The 17,177-nt window shown below is 66.5% G+C and carries 15 protein-coding genes; 10 read left to right on the top strand and 5 right to left on the bottom strand.

Features of this window, described 5'->3' with window-relative positions; all coding sequences use genetic code 11:
• Positions 1 to 40 precede the first annotated feature (40 nt).
• From betA to G578_RS0110995, 3 genes are all read left to right on the top strand, one after another.
• On the top strand, positions 41 to 1,735 hold the full coding sequence (gene betA / locus G578_RS0111005) for a choline dehydrogenase (protein WP_038013998.1): 1,695 nt from the start codon (positions 41 to 43) through the stop codon (positions 1,733 to 1,735).
• Positions 1,736 to 1,961: 226 nt separating this feature from the next.
• Entirely contained in the window at positions 1,962 to 3,590 is a 1,629-nt protein-coding gene (locus G578_RS0111000) for a GMC family oxidoreductase (RefSeq protein ID WP_028794281.1), read from the top strand.
• A 277-nt stretch (positions 3,591 to 3,867) separates the two neighbouring features.
• Positions 3,868 to 4,938 carry a TRAP transporter substrate-binding protein gene (locus G578_RS0110995; RefSeq protein ID WP_028794280.1) on the top strand — a complete coding sequence of 357 codons (1,071 nt, stop codon included), beginning with the start codon at positions 3,868 to 3,870 and terminating at the stop codon, positions 4,936 to 4,938.
• A 66-nt stretch (positions 4,939 to 5,004) separates the two neighbouring features.
• Here G578_RS0110995 and G578_RS25840 read toward each other — a convergent pair whose 3' ends face one another.
• Entirely contained in the window at positions 5,005 to 5,595 is a 591-nt protein-coding gene (locus G578_RS25840; RefSeq protein WP_051244598.1) for a carboxymuconolactone decarboxylase family protein, read from the bottom strand.
• A gap of 244 nt (positions 5,596 to 5,839) precedes the next feature.
• Here G578_RS25840 and G578_RS0110985 point away from each other — a divergent pair, with 244 nt between their 5' ends.
• The 3 genes from G578_RS0110985 to G578_RS0110975 all read left to right on the top strand — a co-directional run bounded on the left by G578_RS0110985 (position 5,840) and on the right by G578_RS0110975 (position 8,891).
• A complete protein-coding gene (locus G578_RS0110985) occupies positions 5,840 to 6,910 on the top strand; it encodes a TRAP transporter substrate-binding protein (RefSeq protein ID WP_038013995.1) in 1,071 nt (356 codons plus the stop codon).
• 90 nt (positions 6,911 to 7,000) lie between these two features.
• Positions 7,001 to 7,576 (top strand): TRAP transporter small permease subunit, encoded by a 576-nt coding sequence (locus G578_RS0110980; RefSeq protein WP_028794278.1) that lies wholly within the window; start codon positions 7,001 to 7,003, stop codon positions 7,574 to 7,576.
• 31 nt (positions 7,577 to 7,607) lie between these two features.
• The gene (locus G578_RS0110975) at positions 7,608 to 8,891 is read left to right on the top strand and encodes a TRAP transporter large permease (protein WP_028794277.1); all 1,284 of its coding nucleotides are present in this window, start codon (positions 7,608 to 7,610) and stop codon (positions 8,889 to 8,891) included.
• Between the two features lie 76 nt (positions 8,892 to 8,967).
• Here G578_RS0110975 and G578_RS0110970 read toward each other — a convergent pair whose 3' ends face one another.
• The 3 genes from G578_RS0110970 to G578_RS0110960 all read right to left on the bottom strand — a co-directional run bounded on the left by G578_RS0110970 (position 8,968) and on the right by G578_RS0110960 (position 11,616).
• The gene (locus G578_RS0110970; protein ID WP_028794276.1) at positions 8,968 to 9,780 is read right to left on the bottom strand and encodes a putative hydro-lyase; all 813 of its coding nucleotides are present in this window, start codon (positions 9,778 to 9,780) and stop codon (positions 8,968 to 8,970) included.
• Positions 9,781 to 9,817: 37 nt separating this feature from the next.
• On the bottom strand, positions 9,818 to 10,711 hold the full coding sequence (locus G578_RS0110965; RefSeq protein WP_028794275.1) for a DMT family transporter: 894 nt from the start codon (positions 10,709 to 10,711) through the stop codon (positions 9,818 to 9,820).
• A gap of 122 nt (positions 10,712 to 10,833) precedes the next feature.
• A complete protein-coding gene (locus tag G578_RS0110960) occupies positions 10,834 to 11,616 on the bottom strand; it encodes an SDR family NAD(P)-dependent oxidoreductase (protein ID WP_028794274.1) in 783 nt (260 codons plus the stop codon).
• 223 nt (positions 11,617 to 11,839) lie between these two features.
• Here G578_RS0110960 and G578_RS0110955 point away from each other — a divergent pair, with 223 nt between their 5' ends.
• The 4 genes from G578_RS0110955 to G578_RS0110935 all read left to right on the top strand — a co-directional run bounded on the left by G578_RS0110955 (position 11,840) and on the right by G578_RS0110935 (position 15,919).
• Entirely contained in the window at positions 11,840 to 12,739 is a 900-nt protein-coding gene (locus tag G578_RS0110955; protein WP_028794273.1) for a polysaccharide deacetylase family protein, read from the top strand.
• A 529-nt stretch (positions 12,740 to 13,268) separates the two neighbouring features.
• Positions 13,269 to 14,501 (top strand): hydantoinase/carbamoylase family amidase, encoded by a 1,233-nt coding sequence (locus G578_RS0110945; RefSeq protein WP_028794272.1) that lies wholly within the window; start codon positions 13,269 to 13,271, stop codon positions 14,499 to 14,501.
• Positions 14,502 to 14,556: 55 nt separating this feature from the next.
• The gene (locus G578_RS0110940) at positions 14,557 to 15,375 is read left to right on the top strand and encodes an alpha/beta hydrolase (RefSeq protein ID WP_211228887.1); all 819 of its coding nucleotides are present in this window, start codon (positions 14,557 to 14,559) and stop codon (positions 15,373 to 15,375) included.
• A 97-nt stretch (positions 15,376 to 15,472) separates the two neighbouring features.
• Positions 15,473 to 15,919 carry a VOC family protein gene (locus tag G578_RS0110935; protein WP_028794270.1) on the top strand — a complete coding sequence of 149 codons (447 nt, stop codon included), beginning with the start codon at positions 15,473 to 15,475 and terminating at the stop codon, positions 15,917 to 15,919.
• 15 nt (positions 15,920 to 15,934) lie between these two features.
• Here the strand turns inward: G578_RS0110935 and G578_RS0110930 are convergent, their stop codons facing one another.
• Positions 15,935 to 17,113 (bottom strand): CaiB/BaiF CoA transferase family protein, encoded by a 1,179-nt coding sequence (locus G578_RS0110930; protein WP_051244582.1) that lies wholly within the window; start codon positions 17,111 to 17,113, stop codon positions 15,935 to 15,937.
• Positions 17,114 to 17,177 lie beyond the last annotated feature (64 nt).

The raw sequence follows: 17,177 nt of genomic DNA, 5'->3' as shown, positions 1-17,177 counted from the left end.
ATTTCCTTGCGCCGGTCCGCGCCGCGTGGCATGCGGCCCCATGGCTGATCGTAGCGAAACCATCGACACGTACGATTACATCATCGTCGGCGCCGGCTCGGCAGGCTGCGTGCTGGCCAACCGGCTGAGCGAAGATCCCAAGACCCGGGTTCTGCTGCTGGAGGGCGGCGGCAGCGACCGGTCGATCTTCGTGTCCATGCCCTCGGCCCTGTCGATCCCGATGAACATGAAGCGGTTCAACTGGTTCTACGAGAGCGAGCCGGAGCCCGGACTGGACGGCCGCCGCCTGCACTGCCCGCGCGGCAAGGGGCTGGGCGGGTCGTCCTCGATCAACGGCATGGTCTATGTGCGCGGCCATGCCCGCGACTACGACCAGTGGGTCGAGCACGGCGCCACCGGCTGGGGCTATGCCGACGTGCTGCCCTATTTCAAGCGGGCGGAAAGCTGGGAAGGCGGGGCCGACGCCTATCGCGGCGGCGACGGACCGCTGGCGACCTCCAACGGCAACCACATGACGAACCCGCTGTACAAGGCCTTCATCGAGGCCGGCGTGCAGGCGGGCTACGGCGCCACCGACGACTATAACGGCCGCCGCCAGGAAGGCTTCGGCGCCATGCACATGACCGTGCGCGACGGGCTGCGCTGGTCGACCGCGCGCGGCTACCTGCGTCCGACCCAGGGGCGCGCGAACCTTCGGGTGGTCAAGCATGCGCTGGTCGACCGGGTGATCATCGCCGACGGCCGCGCCACCGGCATCTCCTACTCCACCCGAGGGATCTCGCGGGAGGCGAGCGCGCGGCATGAGGTGATCCTGGCCGCCGGCTCCGTCGGCTCGCCCACGATCCTGCAGCGCTCCGGCATCGGCCCCGCCGCCGAGCTGAAGCGCCACGGCATCCCGGTGATCGCCGACCGGCCCGGTGTCGGGGGAAACCTGCAGGACCATCTGGAAGTCTACTTCCAGTTCCGCTGCACCCAGCCGCTCAGCCTGAACCGGCACCTGTCGCTGTGGCGCAAGGGACTGATCGGCGCCCGATGGCTGCTGTTCCGCAACGGGCTGGGGGCGACCAACCATTTCGAATCCTGCGCCTTCATCCGCTCGCGCGCCGGGCTGGAATGGCCCGATATCCAGTATCACTTCCTGCCCGGCGCGATGCGCTACGACGGCAACGCCGCCTTCGCCGGCGACGGGTTTCAGGTGCATGTCGGCCCGAACAAGCCGAAGAGCCGCGGCCGCATCGACATCGCCGACGCCGATCCAGAGACCAAGCCGTCGATCCTGTTCAACTATCTGCAGGACCCGCAGGACGTGGAGGACTGGCGCCGGGTGGTGCGGCTGACCCGCGAGATCGTCGCGCAGCCGGCGATGGATCCCTATCGCGGCGAGGAGATCCAGCCCGGGGCCGACGTGACCTCCGACGAAGCGATCGACGCCTGGGTGCGCGAGAACGTGGAGAGCGCCTATCACCCGTCCTGTACCTGCCGGATGGGCCGTCCGGACGATCCCGAGACGGTGCTGCGCCCGGACCTGACGGTGATCGGCGTGGAGGGCCTGCGGGTCGCCGACAGCTCCATTTTCCCGACGATCCCGAACGGCAACCTGAACGCGCCCACCATCATGGTGGCGGAGAAGGCCGCCGACCTGATCCTCGGCCGCGCGGCCCCGGCCAGCGACAATGCCGAAGTCTGGATCGCCCCGGACTGGCAGACGGCCCAGCGCGAGGCGCAGGCCGGATAGGGTTCCTCATCCCATTACTTACCTCCCTCCCAGGCTTTGTGCCGGGGCAAGGCTAGGGAACCTCGATCGCCGGAAGATGATCCGGAATGGTCGTGCGCGTTGATGGGATTGCCCCGGGGCAGGTCCGGGGAGTCTGGAGAAGGAAAGGCGGCGGGTGGATTTCCGTGCCTTCACCGCCCCCTGCCCGCGCCCTAAACTCGCGAGCAAAACGCGTGAGGAAACCCCAATGACCGCCTCTTCCACCCCCTGGGACTACATCATCGTCGGCGCCGGCTCGGCCGGCTGCGTGCTCGCCAACCGGCTGAGCGCCGACCCGGCCAACCGGGTGCTGCTGCTGGAAGCGGGGCGCAAGGACGACAGCCCCTATATCGGCGTTCCCGTCGGCTTCTACAAACTGCTGACCAGCAAGGACTACAACTGGGGTTTCTGGACCGAGCCGGAGGAAGGCACCGGCAACCGGGCGATCGCCACCCCGCGCGGCAAGACCCTGGGCGGGTCATCCTCCATCAACGGCCTGCTCTACGTGCGCGGCCAGCCGCTCGACTACGACACCTGGGCGCAGTTCGGCAATCGCGGCTGGAGTTACGAGTCGGTGCTGCCCTATTTCCGCAAGTCGGAGACCTTCGTCGATGGCGGCGACGACAGCCGGGGCATCGACGGCCCCCTGTCGGTGACCACCACGACCGAGAAGCACCCCCTGCTCGACGCCTGGATCGACGCCGCCGAGCAGGCCGGCTTTCCGCGCAACCCGGACTACAACGACGGCGACCAGGAGGGCTTCGGCTACTACCAGCTCACCATGCGCCGGGGGAAACGGGCGAGCACGGCCCGCGCCTTCCTGCATCCGGTGATGAGCCGGCCCAACCTGACGGTGGAAACCGACGCCTTCGCCACCGGGCTGATCCTGGAGGGCAGACGCGCCGTCGGCATCCGCTATAGCGTCAACGGCCAGCCGCGCGAGGCCAGGGCGTCGGGCGAGGTCATCCTCTCCGCCGGCGCGGTGCAGTCGCCGCAGCTCCTGGAGCTGTCCGGCATCGGCCAGGGCGACCTGCTGTCCAGGCACGGGATCGCCGTGGTGCACGATCTGCCCGGGGTCGGCGAGAACTACCGCGACCATTACGGCACCCGCATGCGCTGGCGGGTGACCCAGCCGATCACCCTGAACCAGCTCACCCGCGGCCTGCCCTTCGTGCGGGAGCTCGCCCGCTACGCCCTGTTCGGCGAGGGCATCCTCACCTACGGCGCCGGCGCGGTGCACGGCTTCGTCAAGAGCCGCCCGGACATGGAGACGCCCGACGTCCAGTTCCATCTGGCCCATGCGAGCTACGCGGACGCCGCGACCCGCAAGCTGGAGAAGGAGCCGGGCATGACCCTGGCCGTCTGCCAGCTCCGCCCGGAGAGTCAGGGCATGATCCACATCAAGTCACCGGACCCCGCCACGCCGCCGGCGATCACCGGCCGGTTCCTCACCAATCCGGTCGATGTCGACGCCATCGTGGAGGGCATGAAGATCGGCCGCCGCATCGCCGGGGCCGCCGCGCTGGACCCCTATCGCGGCCAGGAGATGACGCCCGGCCCGGACTGCCTGGCCGATGCCGATTTCGAGCGCTACGCCCGAGAGACCGGCCAGACGCTGTATCATATCGCCGGCACCGCGAAGATGGGCCCGGCCAGCGACCGGATGGCGGTGGTGGACGACCGGCTGCGGGTGCATGGGATGGAGGGGCTGCGGGTGATCGACGCCTCGATCATGCCGACCCTGGTCTCCGGCAACACCAACGCCGCCGCGATCATGATCGCCGAAAAGGGCGCCGAGATGGTGCTGCAGGACGCCAGAGCCCGCGCGGCGGCATAGTCGTCATCCGGACCAACGTCGTCCGGACCAATGCGATTGAAATCTAGGCCGGCGCCCGGTGCGAAGGTCACCTGTTCGAGGCAAGGCCTCGCCCGGCGCCGGCGCATGTTCATGTGCCGTGAACTGGTGCCCGCCCGCTGAAGCGGCCGAGCTGTATTCCGGACCTTTACCAATCGTTTTCAGTCGTGCCTACTTCCCCCTGGCTATCAAAAAGTCGAAAGCGCCCCATGCGAAGGGCGCGATGGAACAGAGAACCAAATCAGTGGAGGAAACACGGATGCGAAATACGCTCACGGCGCTGGGAAGCGCCCTGCTGTCGCTTGGCCTGCTGGCCACGCCGGCCTCGGCGGAGCTGGACCAACTCAATCTGAAGGTCGTCGGAACCTGGGGCAACCTGTCGAACTGGAAGGTCAACGAGCAGCCCTTCTGGGACAAGACCATGCCGGAGGCCTCCGGCGGCAAGATCACCGCGAACGCCGTTCCGCAGACCGATGTGGGCATCAAGGGCTTCGAGGTCGTGCGCATGCTGAAGATCGGCGTGTTCGACGTCGCCCACGGCGTGGTCGGCTACATCGCCGGAGAGGACCCGATCGTCGAGGGTGTCGATCTGGCGGGCGTGATCCAGAACTGGGACGACGCCAAGGCCTCGATGGACGCCTATCGCCCGATCATCGCCAAGCAGTTCGAGGAGACCTACGGCGCCAAGCTGATGGCGCTGTATCCGTTCCCGAGCCAGATGCTGTGGTGCAACGCCGACGTGAACAGCGCCGAGGACCTCGCCGGCAAGAAGGTCCGCGTCTACACCACCTCCATGGGTGACCTGATCGAGGGCCTGGACGCGACCTCTGTCACCATCGCCTTCGCCGAGGTCGTTCCGGCCCTGGAGAAGAAGGTGGTGGATTGCGGCATCACCGGCACCATGCCGGCCTATCAGGCCAAGTGGTGGCAGATCGCCACCCACGCCTATCTGATGAAGGTCGGCTACACCGCCACCTTCGCCGCCATCAACCTGACCACCTGGAACCGGATGAACGACGAGACCAAGGCCTTCGTCGAGAAGCATTTCAACGAGTTCGAGAAGACCGCCTGGGCCAACACCATGGCCGAGGACGAGATGGGCATCATCTGCAACACCGGCGTTGGCGGCGAGTGCACCGCGGGCGAGCCCGGCGGCATGAAGAAGGTCGAGCCGAGCGCGGCAGACGACGCCAAGCGCAAGCAGATCCTGGAGAACGTCGTGCTGAAGCGTTGGGCCGAGCGCTGCGTGGAGAAGTTCGGCGAGAAGTGCATCGACGACTGGAACGCCACCATCGGCAAGATCGCCGGCGTCACCGCGCCGAAGCCGTAACCTCCAGATCGTTCCAAAAGTCCGGCGGCGGCCGTCATCCCCAAGGCGGGGTGACGGCCGCCGTTTCTATTCGGCCGCCGCCGTCGGCTGGCTCTTGTTGCCCGCCCCGATCGACAGCATGTCGGTCATCGCCCCCTCTTCGACGCCGATCTGCAGCACGTCGGTGAAGCGGTTGAAGAAGCCGCAAAGCGCGATCCGAAGCGTGAGCTCGACGATCTGTTCCTCCGTGAAATGCTCGCGCAGCGCGTCGAACGTGGCGTCGCGCACCCGGTTGAAGTCGTTGGTCACCTTCACCGCGTAGTCGCGCACCAGGTGGTCGACCGCGTCGAAGCCCGGCACGCTCTCGTCCAGGATCCGCTCAACGGACTCCGCCGACACGCCCTGCTCCACCAGGCGCGGCGCATGGTGGATGACACAGTACTCGCAGGCGTTGAGCTTGGAGACGACGACCAGCACGATCTCCAGGTAGCGCTTCGGCAGGATCGCCTCGTCGGCGAAGTCCAGCAGCAGGCCCATGATGTGCTTCAGGGCCGGCGGGCGATGGGCGAAAATCTTCACCTGATTCAGGAACGGACCGTAGTCGCGGGCGAAGCGCTCGTAGACCGGCCGCACCTCCTCCGGCACCTCATCGATTTCAACATCCCGAACGCGGGCCATGGTCATCTCCTTGATGGATCATTAACGCACCGACGTGTATACAATGCCTCCGGGAGTTGGCCATAGGCTGGAAAGATCATCAATTGTACGAAGTAGTTCGGGTAAATATCCGTTGAAAAAATATGGATTATTACCCCCTTTGACCTGCTTCGGGGGTTGGTGTTGACTGCGGCCGAGTCACGCGTTGGCCAACAGCACACACGCGCAACTTTGGATGCGCTTTCGAATGGTGAGGAGGCAATGAATGGGTAAGACCCTGTCCGTATTCGGTGCAGCTCTGCTTTCGGTCGGCCTGATGGCCGGACCGGCTGCGGCTGAACTGGATACACTGAACCTCAAGGTCGTTGGCACTTGGGGCAACCTGTCGAACTGGAAGGTCAACGAGGGACCGTTCTGGAACGAGACGATGCCGGAGAAGTCGGGCGGCAAGATCACGGCCGATGCCGTGCCGCAGACCGATGTCGGCATCAAGGGCTTCGAAGTGATGCGCATGTTGAAGATCGGCGTGTTTGACGTCGCCCACGGCGTGGTCGGCTACATCGCCGGCGAGGACCCGGTGGTCGAGGGCATCGACATCGCCGGTGTCGCGCAGAGCTGGGAAGATGTGCGCGGCTCCGCCGAGGCCTACTGGCCGATCATGGAGAAGCAGTTCGAGGAGACCTACGGCGCGAAGCTCCTGGCGGTCTACCCGTTCCCGAGCCAGATGCTGTGGTGCAACGCCGAGGTCAACAGCGTCGAGGACCTGACCGGCAAGAAGGTCCGCGTCTACACCACGTCGATGGGTGATCTCGTCGAGGGTCTGGGCGGCACCTCCGTGACCATCGCCTTCGCCGAGGTCGTACCGGCCCTGGAGAAGAAGGTGGTGGATTGCGGCATCACCGGCACCATGCCGGCCTATCAGGCCAAGTGGTACCAGGTCGCCACCCATGCCTTCCCGCTGCGGGTCGGCTATTCCATGTCCTTCGCGGCGATGAACCTTGGCACCTGGAATCGCATGAGCGACGAGACCAAGGCCTTCGTCGAGAAGATGATGGAGGAATACAACGAGTCCGCCTGGAAGAACATGATTGCCGAAGACGAGATGGGGATCATCTGCAACACTGGCCAGGGTGGGACCTGCACCGTGGGCGAGCCCGGCAACATGAAGCTGGTCGAGCTCTCGGACGCCGATACGGCCGCGCGCAAGAAGGCGCTGGAGGAAGTCGTCCTCAAGCGTTGGGCCGAGCGTTGCGTCGAGAAGGCCGGCGAGTCCTGCATCGACGACTGGAATGCCACGGTCGGCAAGATCACGGGCGTGACCGCGCCGAAGCCGTAAGGCACAATCCCTTCACGGACGGACGACCCGGGTGCTGTATAGTACCCGGGTCGTTCTTAAATCCCGCAATCAAGCGGAAGGTGCCAAGCGGTGCTGGATAAACTTCTCGCAGCGAACTTCAAGCTCTCAAGCCTCATGGTTTGGATCGGCGGTGCCGGGCTGATCGGCGCCGCAATCATGGTGACAATCGACGTCTTCCTGCGGGACGTCTTCCTGGTCACGCTTGGCGGTGCGGACGAAATCTCCGGATACATCTTCGCGATCTCGACGGCCTTCGCCTTTCCCTACGCGGTGCTGCATCGCGCGAATGTCCGGATCGACGCGCTGTACATCCCCCTGCCCCCGTTCGTGCGCTCGATCCTCGACCTCGTCGCCCTCGTCGGACTGGCGGTGTTCTTCTTCCCGCTGACCTGGCGCAGTTGGCTGATGCTGCAGGACAATATCGGGTTCTGGACCAAGTCCATCACCCCCCTGCAGACGCCGATCGCGATCCCCCAGTCCCTCTGGTTCGCCGGCATGGTCGTTTTCTGTCTCACCGTGCTGCTCGTGTTCGTGGTCGCGCTGACCCGGCTGCTGCGCGGCGACCTGACCGGCGTCCACGACATCGCCGGGGTTCCGACACTCGATGAAGAAATGCAAAGCGGCGACGGCGGCCACGCCGGCTGATCGCGATAAATATTTGGGAGACTGAGACGCCATGCTCGGCACGACGCTGATCATTCTCATTGTGCTGATTGCCCTCAGCATCCCGATCGCCGCGGCGCTGGGAACGCTGGGGCTGGCCCTCGATCAGATCTTTTCCGGCGGCTTCCTGTGGCGCGGACTGGCGGACAACGCCTGGCAGACGTCGATCGAGTTCCTGCTGGTCGCCATTCCGATGTTCGTGCTGCTGGGCGAGATCCTGCTGCGCGCCGGCATCGCCCAGCGCATGTACGCCGCCCTGGTGCAGTGGCTGTCCTGGCTGCCCGGCGGGCTGATGCACTCCAATATCGGCGCCTGCGCCATGTTCGCCGCGACCTCGGGCTCCTCGGTCGCCACGGCGGCGACGGTCGGCACGGTCGCCCTGCCCGAGGTGGAGAAGCGCGGCTATAATGAGCGGCTGTTCCTCGGCACCCTGGCGGCCGGCGGTACCCTCGGTATCCTGATCCCGCCGTCGATCAACCTGATCGTCTACGGCCTGCTGACCGACACCTCGGTGCCGGAACTGTATCTCGCCGGCTTCATCCCCGGGCTGATCCTGGCCGGCCTGTTCATGGTCGCGGTCATCCTGTTCTGCACCTTCCGGCCCAGCCTCGACGGCGACAAGGTCGAGACCTCCTGGCTGCAACGGGCGCGCGTCCTGCCCGACCTGCTGCCGCCGCTCGGCATCTTTCTGGTGGTGGTCGGCTCGATCTATGCCGGCATCGCCACCCCGACGGAGGCCGCCTCCCTCGGCGTGGTCGCGGCACTGATCCTGGCCGCCTGCTACCGCAGCCTGTCGATCTCGATGCTGCGCGAGGCGATCGAGGGGACCATGAAGACCACCGCGATGGTAATGCTGATCATCATGGCGGCGATCTTCCTGAACTTCGTGCTCGGCATGATCGGCCTGACCCAGGCGCTGGCCACCTTCATCACCTCCCTCGGCCTGACGCCGTTCCAGACCCTGCTGGCGGTGATCGTGTTCTACCTGGTGCTAGGCTGCTTCATGGAGACGCTGTCCATGCTGATCACCACGGCGCCGATCATCACCCCGATCATCGTCGGCCTCGGCTACGACCCGGTGTGGTTCGGCATCCTGCTGATGGTGATGCTGGAGGCCGCCCTGATCACCCCGCCGATCGGCGTGAACCTGTACGTGGTCCAGGGCGTGCGCGGCAGCGGGCCGATGTCCGACGTGATGGTCGGCGTGATCCCGTTCCTGCTGGCGATGTTCGCCATGGTGGCCCTGCTGGTGGGCTTCCCGGAACTCGCCCTGTGGCTGCCGTCCCTGTTCTACTGAGCGGTCCCTGACGACCCGGACGAAAAAGCCCCCTCTCCGGCGCCGGAGAGGGGGCTTTCGTTTTGCCGCGGACGTATCAGCCGCCGCCCGCCTCGTAGCCCGGGATGTCGGTCACCAGCATGTGGCCCGGCGTATGGGTGATGACCAGCGGCAGCTTGGCCTCCAGCACGGTGCGCTGGGGGGTGACGCCACAGGCCCAGAATACCGGCACCTCGCCGTCCTCGATCGGCGTCGGATCGCCGAAGTCCGGCTTGGCGATATCCGCGATGCCGATATGCGCCGGATCGCCGATATGGACCGGCGCGCCGTGAGCGTGCGGAAAGCGGGCGGTGATCGCCGCCGCCTTGATCGCGTCGGCCATGGTCATCGGCCGCATGGAGACAACCATCTCGCCGCGGAACGGGCCGGCCGGGGTGGTCTGGATGCTGGTGCGGTACATGGAGACGGTGGTGTCGTCGTCCCAGTGGCGCAGCCGGATGCCGTCGGTCACCAAGGCCTGCTCGAAGGTGAAGGAGCAGCCGATGACGAAGGCGACCGAGTCCTCGCCCCAGAGCGCCTTGATGTCCGGCACGGACTCGGTCAGCACGCCGTCGCGGAAGATGTTGTAGGACGGCACGTCGGTGCGGATGTCGACATCTGTGCCGAGCGTGAACAGGTCCGGATTGCCGGTGTCGGACACGCCGACCAGCGGGCAGGGCTTCGGGTTGCGCTGGCAGAACCGGAAGAAGTCGAGCGCATGTTCCGCCGGCAGGATCACCAGGTTGCCTTGCAGATAGCCCGGCGCCAGCCCCGCGGTATGGCCGGTATGCAGCCCCTCGCGGATCTGCCGGCGCGCCTCGCGCGGATCGGCGGCGCGGGCCGGGGACGGGAGGGGAGCTTGGAGGTTCATGGACGTCTCCTCGGGTTAGCGGCTTCGGGCATCTGCCTCACCGCCCGAGCGCGATGACGATGACGGAACCCACGACGATAAAGGTCGCGATCACGACCTTGCCCGTCAACCTCTCGCGGCGGAACACCAGGGCCGAGAGCAACATGGTGAAGATCGGCGAGGTCGCGACGATCGGGGCGATCACCACCAGATCGCCGCGCAGCAGGCCGGTGTTCAGGCAGATGATCGCTGCCGAGGTCGTCGCCCCGCCCAGCGCGAACCATTTCACCCCCGGCGCCCGCCAGTTCACCACCACCGGCTCGCGGCGCACCCCGCGCACCGACCAGGTCAGGATGGCCGAGACGGTGAAGCCGACGATGCTGGCGAAATAGGGGTCGGGGATGCCCGCCTCCATGCCGATCTTCGACAGCACGTGGCCCAGCGCCCGCAGGAAGGCGGCGCCGATCGGCAGGAACAGCGCCCAGAACGGCCAGTCGACCTTGACCTTGCCGCGCTTGGACAGCAGCAGGACGGCCGCCATGATCCCGCCGGTGCCGATCGCCAGGGGCCAGGTGAACAGCTCCCCCAGGATCAGCACGCCCATCACCGTGCCGAACAGCGGCGAGGTGCAGGCGAGCGTACTGACCAGGGTGGGGCCCAGAAACTTCATCCCGGCCACCGCCAGATTGGCGGAGACGGCCGGTCGGAACAGGCCGATGGCGGCGAAGATCAGCATCGCCGGCTCGAGCCAGTAGTGCCAGTCCATGAAGAACGGCGCGAACAGCCACAGGGTCGCCGCAGCCGCGGTGATCGAGACCATGGCCCCGGTCCGTCCGTCCACGGTTGCCAGGCCGATATTCTGCCATTGGGCGCCGATGGCGAACATCAGCGACGCTGTGGTCGCGAGGATGAGCGGCATGTAGTCGAACGGCACGCCCGCCAAGTCCGTCATGACCGGCGCCTACGGCCGGCGATACCCATTGTCACGCACTATTCTCCAACCGATGCGATCGGCTCAGACGATCCGCCCCGGACCTTCGGCTCAAACCACCGCTGGTTCAAACCACCTCTGGTTCAAACCACCGGGCACAGTCCGCCGTCGATGTTGATCGCGGTGCCGGTCACATAGCCGCCCTCCTTGGAGGCCAGCAGCGTGGCGACGGCAGCGAACTCTTCGGCGGTGCCGACGCGGCCCATGGGGATCGTCTCGCCCATCTCGGCATAATAGTCCTCCAGAGAACGATTTCCATTCTCGGATGCATGCCGCTTCACCCACTGGTCGCTTTCGATCCGGCCGACCAGCAGGGCGTTCACCAGGACGTTGTACGGAGCGTACTCGGTGGCCATCGCCTTGGTCAGGGCCATGCCGGCAGCCCGGGTCACCGCGGTCGGCGCGCCCTCGGCCGGCGGCGCCTTGGCTCCGGTGTTCAGGATGTTGATCACCCTGCCCCAGCGCCGCTGCTGCATCTCCGGCATCAGCCGGCGGCACAGGCGGATCGCGGCGAACAGCTTCAGGTCCAGATCGGCCTGCCACACCGAATCGTCATGGCTGGCGAAGGGTCCGCGCTTGGAGGAACCGGCATTGTTGACCAGGATGTCGACCGCACCGAGCTGGGCCTGGGCGATGTCGCAGGCGATCTCGCAGCCCTGGGCGGTGGAGATGTCGGCGGCGATGGTCACCACATCCGCGCCGGTGGCCTCCTTGATCGCCGCCGCCGCCTCGTCCAGCGTCTCCTGGCGCCGGGCCACGATGGCCACCCGTCCGCCGCTTTCCGCATAGCGCAGGGCGATCGCCCGGCCGATGCCGAGACTGCCTCCGGTGATCAGCGCCGAGCGCCCGTCGAGCCGCACATCCATATCCTCACCTCGCGTGGTCTTGTTCTCGCCGCAGCATGGCATGCCCGCCGGCATTTTGGAGGGGCAAACCGAGACCGGCGGACGTTCTCCATCCGCAGCGCCACACGGGAGCCCGCATCCCCACCACCACAGCCGATTCCCGACAGTTCGAGAACCACCGAAACGGCGGCATCCCGGCGTTTAAGGACTTGTCCGGCGCGGCCGCCGCCGACAGCATGCGCGCATGCAGCTGACGACCCATAACCGCTACGGCTATTCGCCGCTCGATTCCCGCCCGGTCTATGACTGGCCCGGCGGCAAACGCCTCGCTGTCTGTTTCTGCAACAACATCGAGATCTTCTCGTTTCTCGACGGGCTCGGCTCCGACAGCGCCAGCCCGGGCGCACCGCAATCGACCCGGAACTTCGCCTGGCGCGACTACGGCAACCGGGTGGGTCAGTGGTACCTGTTCGATTTGTTCGACGAGATGAACGTTCCGGCGTCCCACAACCTCAACTCGATGCTGCTGGACGCCTGCCCGGAGATCGCCGTGCGGATCCGCGCCCGGGGCGACGAGGTGGTGGCCCACGGGCGCACCAACGCCGAGCGCCAGGACACGCTGGGCGAGGACGACGAGGCGAGGCTCATCCGCGAGACCACCGAGACCCTGACCACGTTCTTCGGCGACCGGCCCTCCGGCTGGCTCGGCCCGTATCTGGCGCAGACCCCGGTGACCCTCGATCTGCTGCAGGAGGCCGGGTACGGCTATGTGATGGACTGGCCGGCCGACGATCAGCCGTTCTGGATGCGCACCCGCAGGGGCCGGATCCTGTCGGTGCCCTATTCGATCGAAGTGAACGACTCGCCGGCGATGGTGTTCCGCCAGCATAGCGGGGAGGAGTTCGAGCGGATGATGATCGATCAGTTCGACGAGTTGCTGCACCAGTCGAAGAAGCGGCCGCTGGTCTACACCGCGGTCCTGCATCCGTTCATCGTGGGGCAGCCGTATCGGTTGAGGGCGCTGCGGCGGGCGATGAAACACATTCTGCGCCATCGCGACGAGATCTGGCTGACCACGCCGGGCGCCATTGCCAGCTTCTGTACACGTCTGCCGGCCGGAACAATTCCCGGCTCCGGGAGATGAGGTGAGCCCGTCCGACGCTCAGGCGGTAGGTGCCGCGCCGACGCTCAGGCGTCGTGGGTGCCGCGCATGTAGCGCTTCTCGGGGTGATAGGCGCGCTTGCCCCACCAGGAGAAGAGATCGTGACGCAGGCGCGAGATCAGGGAGAGAACGGTCATCGGGAGCGTGCCGAGGGTTGGGGTTACGGGATCGGGAGACATTTTCTTTAGCCCTTGAAGGATACCTGATCCTTCTTAACAAGCAATAAACGGGCCAGGGTCATTTCGCATCGCACCATTTCCAATGTGGAACCGATGCATCTGCGGCAATATTCCTTCAAATTCAATGAGTCACCTCCCCGGACACCTCTGATATCACAGGACGGCATCGGATCCGACGCGCCCGGATGCGTTTCCCCTCTTGAGAAGCGGGTCCAGACTCGGCCAGACTTTTGTGCACTGCACCAAACGCGTACGGCAGACCCGGGCAGCGTTCCTGACGCCCGGCGGTTCCCCGGCACTGTTGCCCGCCAAATGCCCGATGGAGGCCCGAGATGCTCGAAATCAATGCCGACCGCCTGCTTGCGGACTTCTACGACCTGCGCAAGATCGGCACCTTCAAGACCGGGGTGCACCGCCCGACCTTGTCGGCGGACGACATCAGGTCCCGGCACTGGCTGGTCGACAAGCTGCGGGCCATCGGCCACGAGGCGGAGATCGACGGCATCGCCAACGTCATCGGCCGCGCGCCCGGCAAGGGTCCGCATATCCTCGCCGGCTCCCATATCGAGACCCAGAACGAGGCCGGGTGGCTCGACGGGGCGCTGGGCGTGCTCTACGCGCTGGAGGCCGCGCGCGCCGTGGCCGAGAGCGGCGCCTACGGGGAAAGCGGCGTCGACGTGATCGCCTTCGCCGACGAGGAAGGCCATTTCAGCGACATGCCCGGCAGCAATTCCTGGGTCGGTCAGCTCACCGAGGAGACCATCGACCAGGCGGTCGACCGCACCCACGGCCTGCCCCTGCGCGAGGCTCTGGACAAGGCCGGCCTGACCGGCAAACCGCGCCGGCAGATGGAGCGCGAGCGCTATCTCTGTTTCCTGGAAGCCCATATCGAGCAGGGCGGTTGGCTGGAGGCCAACGACCTGACCATCGGCGTCGTCACCTCCATCGTCGGGTCCTGGCAGTACAGGATCGTCATCGACGGCCAGCAGAACCATGCGGGCACGACCATGATGAAGATGCGCCGCGACGCCGGCGTGGCGGCGACCCGCCTGCTGCAGGCGATCGAGACCGAGTTCCCCAAGATCGCCGCCGAGCTGAGCGTATGGACCACCGGCCGCATCACGCTGGATCCGGGCGCGCCGGCCATCGTGCCGGGCGGGGCGGAGATCCTGTTCCAGTTCCGCGACACCGACCCTGCGGTGCTCGACCGGATGCATGCCAAGCTCGAGGAGCTGATCAAGGCGGAAGACACCAACGGTCCCTGCGACGTCCGCCTGGAGATCGTCAGTATCACCAAGCCGGCGTTGATGGACGAGACGCTGAAGGCCGCCTTCACCGCCTCGGCCGAGCGGGTCTGTCCGGGCAAGCACACCCTGATGCCGAGCGGTGCTGGCCACGACGCGCGCACGCTGGCCCCCTACATCCCCTGCGCCATGCTGTTCGTGCCCAGCATCAACGGCGTCTCCCACCACTGGAGCGAGAACACTTCCGACGCGGACATCATCGCCGGCGCCCGGGTGTTCGCCGGGGCGGTCGGCGACCTGCTGGCCGCGGCAAAGGGATAGAGCGCCGGTCATACGTCCAATCCGTCGCGCACCCCGTATAAACGGCATGTGTCGATTGATTGGACTGTTTGTGCTCTCGTTCCTCGCCGCCTGCTCGCCGCTGCAGATCGTCGACCACCTCACGCCGAAGACCGGCTACGAGCGGGTGCAGGGCATTCCCTACGGCGAAGGACCGCGCCGGACCTACGACCTCTACGAGCCGACCGGGCCCCGGCGCGATGCGCCGGCAATCGTCTATTTCTATGGCGGCGGTTGGAAGACCGGCGACAAGAACAAGTACCGTTTCGTCGCTCAGACCCTGGCCAAGGCCGGCTACACGGTCGCCATCCCGGACTACCGGCTGTATCCGGACGTCACCTTCCCCGCCTTCGTCGAAGACGGGGCGAAGGCCGTGGCCGCCGTCAGGCGCAGGCTCGACCGGCCGGTGATTCTGATCGGCCACTCCGCCGGCGCCCATATCGCGATGATGCTGACCCTCGACAGCACATGGCTGGCGGCCGAGGGGATCGACGTGGACGCGACGGTGAAGGCCACGGTCGGGCTGGCCGGGCCGTATGATTTCCTGCCGCTGTCCGACAATCTCCGCCCGATCCTGGCCCCCGGCGGCGATCCGGACGCCAGCCAGCCGATCGCCTATGCCCGCGGCGACGCGCCGCCCCTGCTGCTGGTGCATGGCGAGGCGGACAGGACGGTGCTGCCGAAGAACACCGCCAACCTCGCCGCCGCAATCGAGCGTCTGGGTGGCGACGTGACGGTGATCACCTATCCCAAGGTCGCCCATGCCGGGGTGATCGGCGCCTTCTCAAAGCGGCTCGCCTTCCTGGCCCCGACCCGCGCGGATGTACTGCGCTGGCTCGACGGCCGCGCCCTCTGAGGTATCCCGACGGTTGTAGGCCGGGGGTTGCCATCGCCGGCCGGAGGGGTCAAATCTCCCCCACCAATCAACAGCCCCGCACCAACGGAGAGCGCCGATGCAATACCTCCACACCATGGTCCGCATCAAAGACGTGGACGAGAGCCTGAACTTCTACTGCGGTCTGCTCGGGCTGGAGGAGATCCGCCGCTACGACAGCGAGAAGGGCCGGTTCACCAACATCTTCCTGGCCGCTCCCGAGGACAAGGAAAGCGCCGCCTCCGACAAGAAGGCGCCGATGCTGGAGCTGACCCACAATTGGGATCCGGAAGACTACAAGGTCGAGGGCCGCGCCTGGGGCCACCTCGCCTTCCGCGTCGACGACGTCTACGCCACCTGCCAGAAGCTGATGGACAACGGCGTGACCATCAACCGCCCGCCGCGCGACGGCTACATGGCCTTCGTGAAGTCGCCGGACGGCATCTCCATCGAGCTGCTGAATGCCCACGGCCCCAAGGACCCGGCAGAGCCCTGGGCCTCCATGGAGAACACCGGCAGCTGGTAAGCCCGGCCCGCGAGCCTAGCCGGGGGTGATGCCGAGTTCGGCAAGAATCTCCTCGGTATGCTCCCCCAATCCAGGCGGCGGACGGTCGAAACGCGGCCCGTCCGCCGCGCTTCTGTACGGCGCCATCGCGAGGCGCACCGGATGGTCGAACCCCTTGGGTGCCGGCACCTCCGCCAGCGTGCCCCGGTGCGCGAGCTGCGGCTCCTCCATGGCTTCCGGAATGGAATTCACCCGGCTGATCGGCACGCCCCGCGCCCCCAGACGCCTTGCCCAGTTGGCGGCCGTATCCGCCAGGAAGGCCTGCCGCAGCGTGCTGTCCACCAGTTCCCGATTGGCGATCCGGGCCTTGCTGTCGGCGAAACGCGTGTCCGTCAGCAGATCGGCGATGCCCAGCTCCTCGAACACCGCCTGCACATGGGTCTGCATGGTCGCCGACATCAACACCGTGCCGTCGGCGCAGTCGAAGCTGTTCGCGGTCGGCAGGTGGGTGGCCGAACTGTTGCCGATCAACCCGCCCGGATTGCCGTCGATACTCCACTGGGCGATGGACGGCGCCTGGATGTTCAGGGCGGCATCCAGCATGGAGATGTCGAGATACTGCCCCTCCCCGGTCCGCTCGCGCCGGAACAGGGCGGCGGCGACCGCAAAGGCGGCCGACGCGCCGGTGAACAGGTCGACCGGGAAATAACCGGTGCGCATCGGCCCGGTCTCGGGCGAGCCGTTGGTCGACATCATCCCCGAAGCGGCCTGAATCGCGCCGTCATAGGCCCCTTCCTTGGAGCGCGGGCCGGTGGCCCCGTAGCCGGTGATCTGGCAGTAGACCACGTCCGGCTTGATCGCCTTCACGTCCTCCCAGCCGAGGCCGAGCCGTTCGGCCACCCCGCCGCGGAAGTTCTGGGCGACCACGTCGGCGGTCTCGATCAACCGGCGGGCGATGCCCCGCCCCTCCTCCGATTTCAGGTCCAGCGCGACGCTGCGTTTGCCCGGATTCAGCGCCAGAAAGGCGGAGCCCATGTCGATATCGGTGTATTTGCTGGGGATCATCCGGTTGCGCATCTGATCGCCACCGCCGGGCCCGGGCGCCTCGATCTTGATGACGTCCGCCCCCTCCTGGGCCAGCAGGGACGTCATGTACGGCCCCGACAGCACCTGGGTGAAGTCGACGACGCGGATTCCCTCGAACGCTCTCGCCACGCAATCCTCCCTGATTCGCCGGGTCTTGCCGCCCGGTCCCGCAACCAGCACGCTAGCGCGGAAA

The sequence above is a fragment of the Thalassobaculum salexigens DSM 19539 genome (genome assembly GCF_000423805.1).
In the GTDB taxonomy this organism is placed as follows: Bacteria; Pseudomonadota; Alphaproteobacteria; order Thalassobaculales; family Thalassobaculaceae; genus Thalassobaculum; species Thalassobaculum litoreum.
Note: the sequence above shows the minus strand (reverse complement) of the source record. Positions and strands in the feature narration are given on the sequence as shown.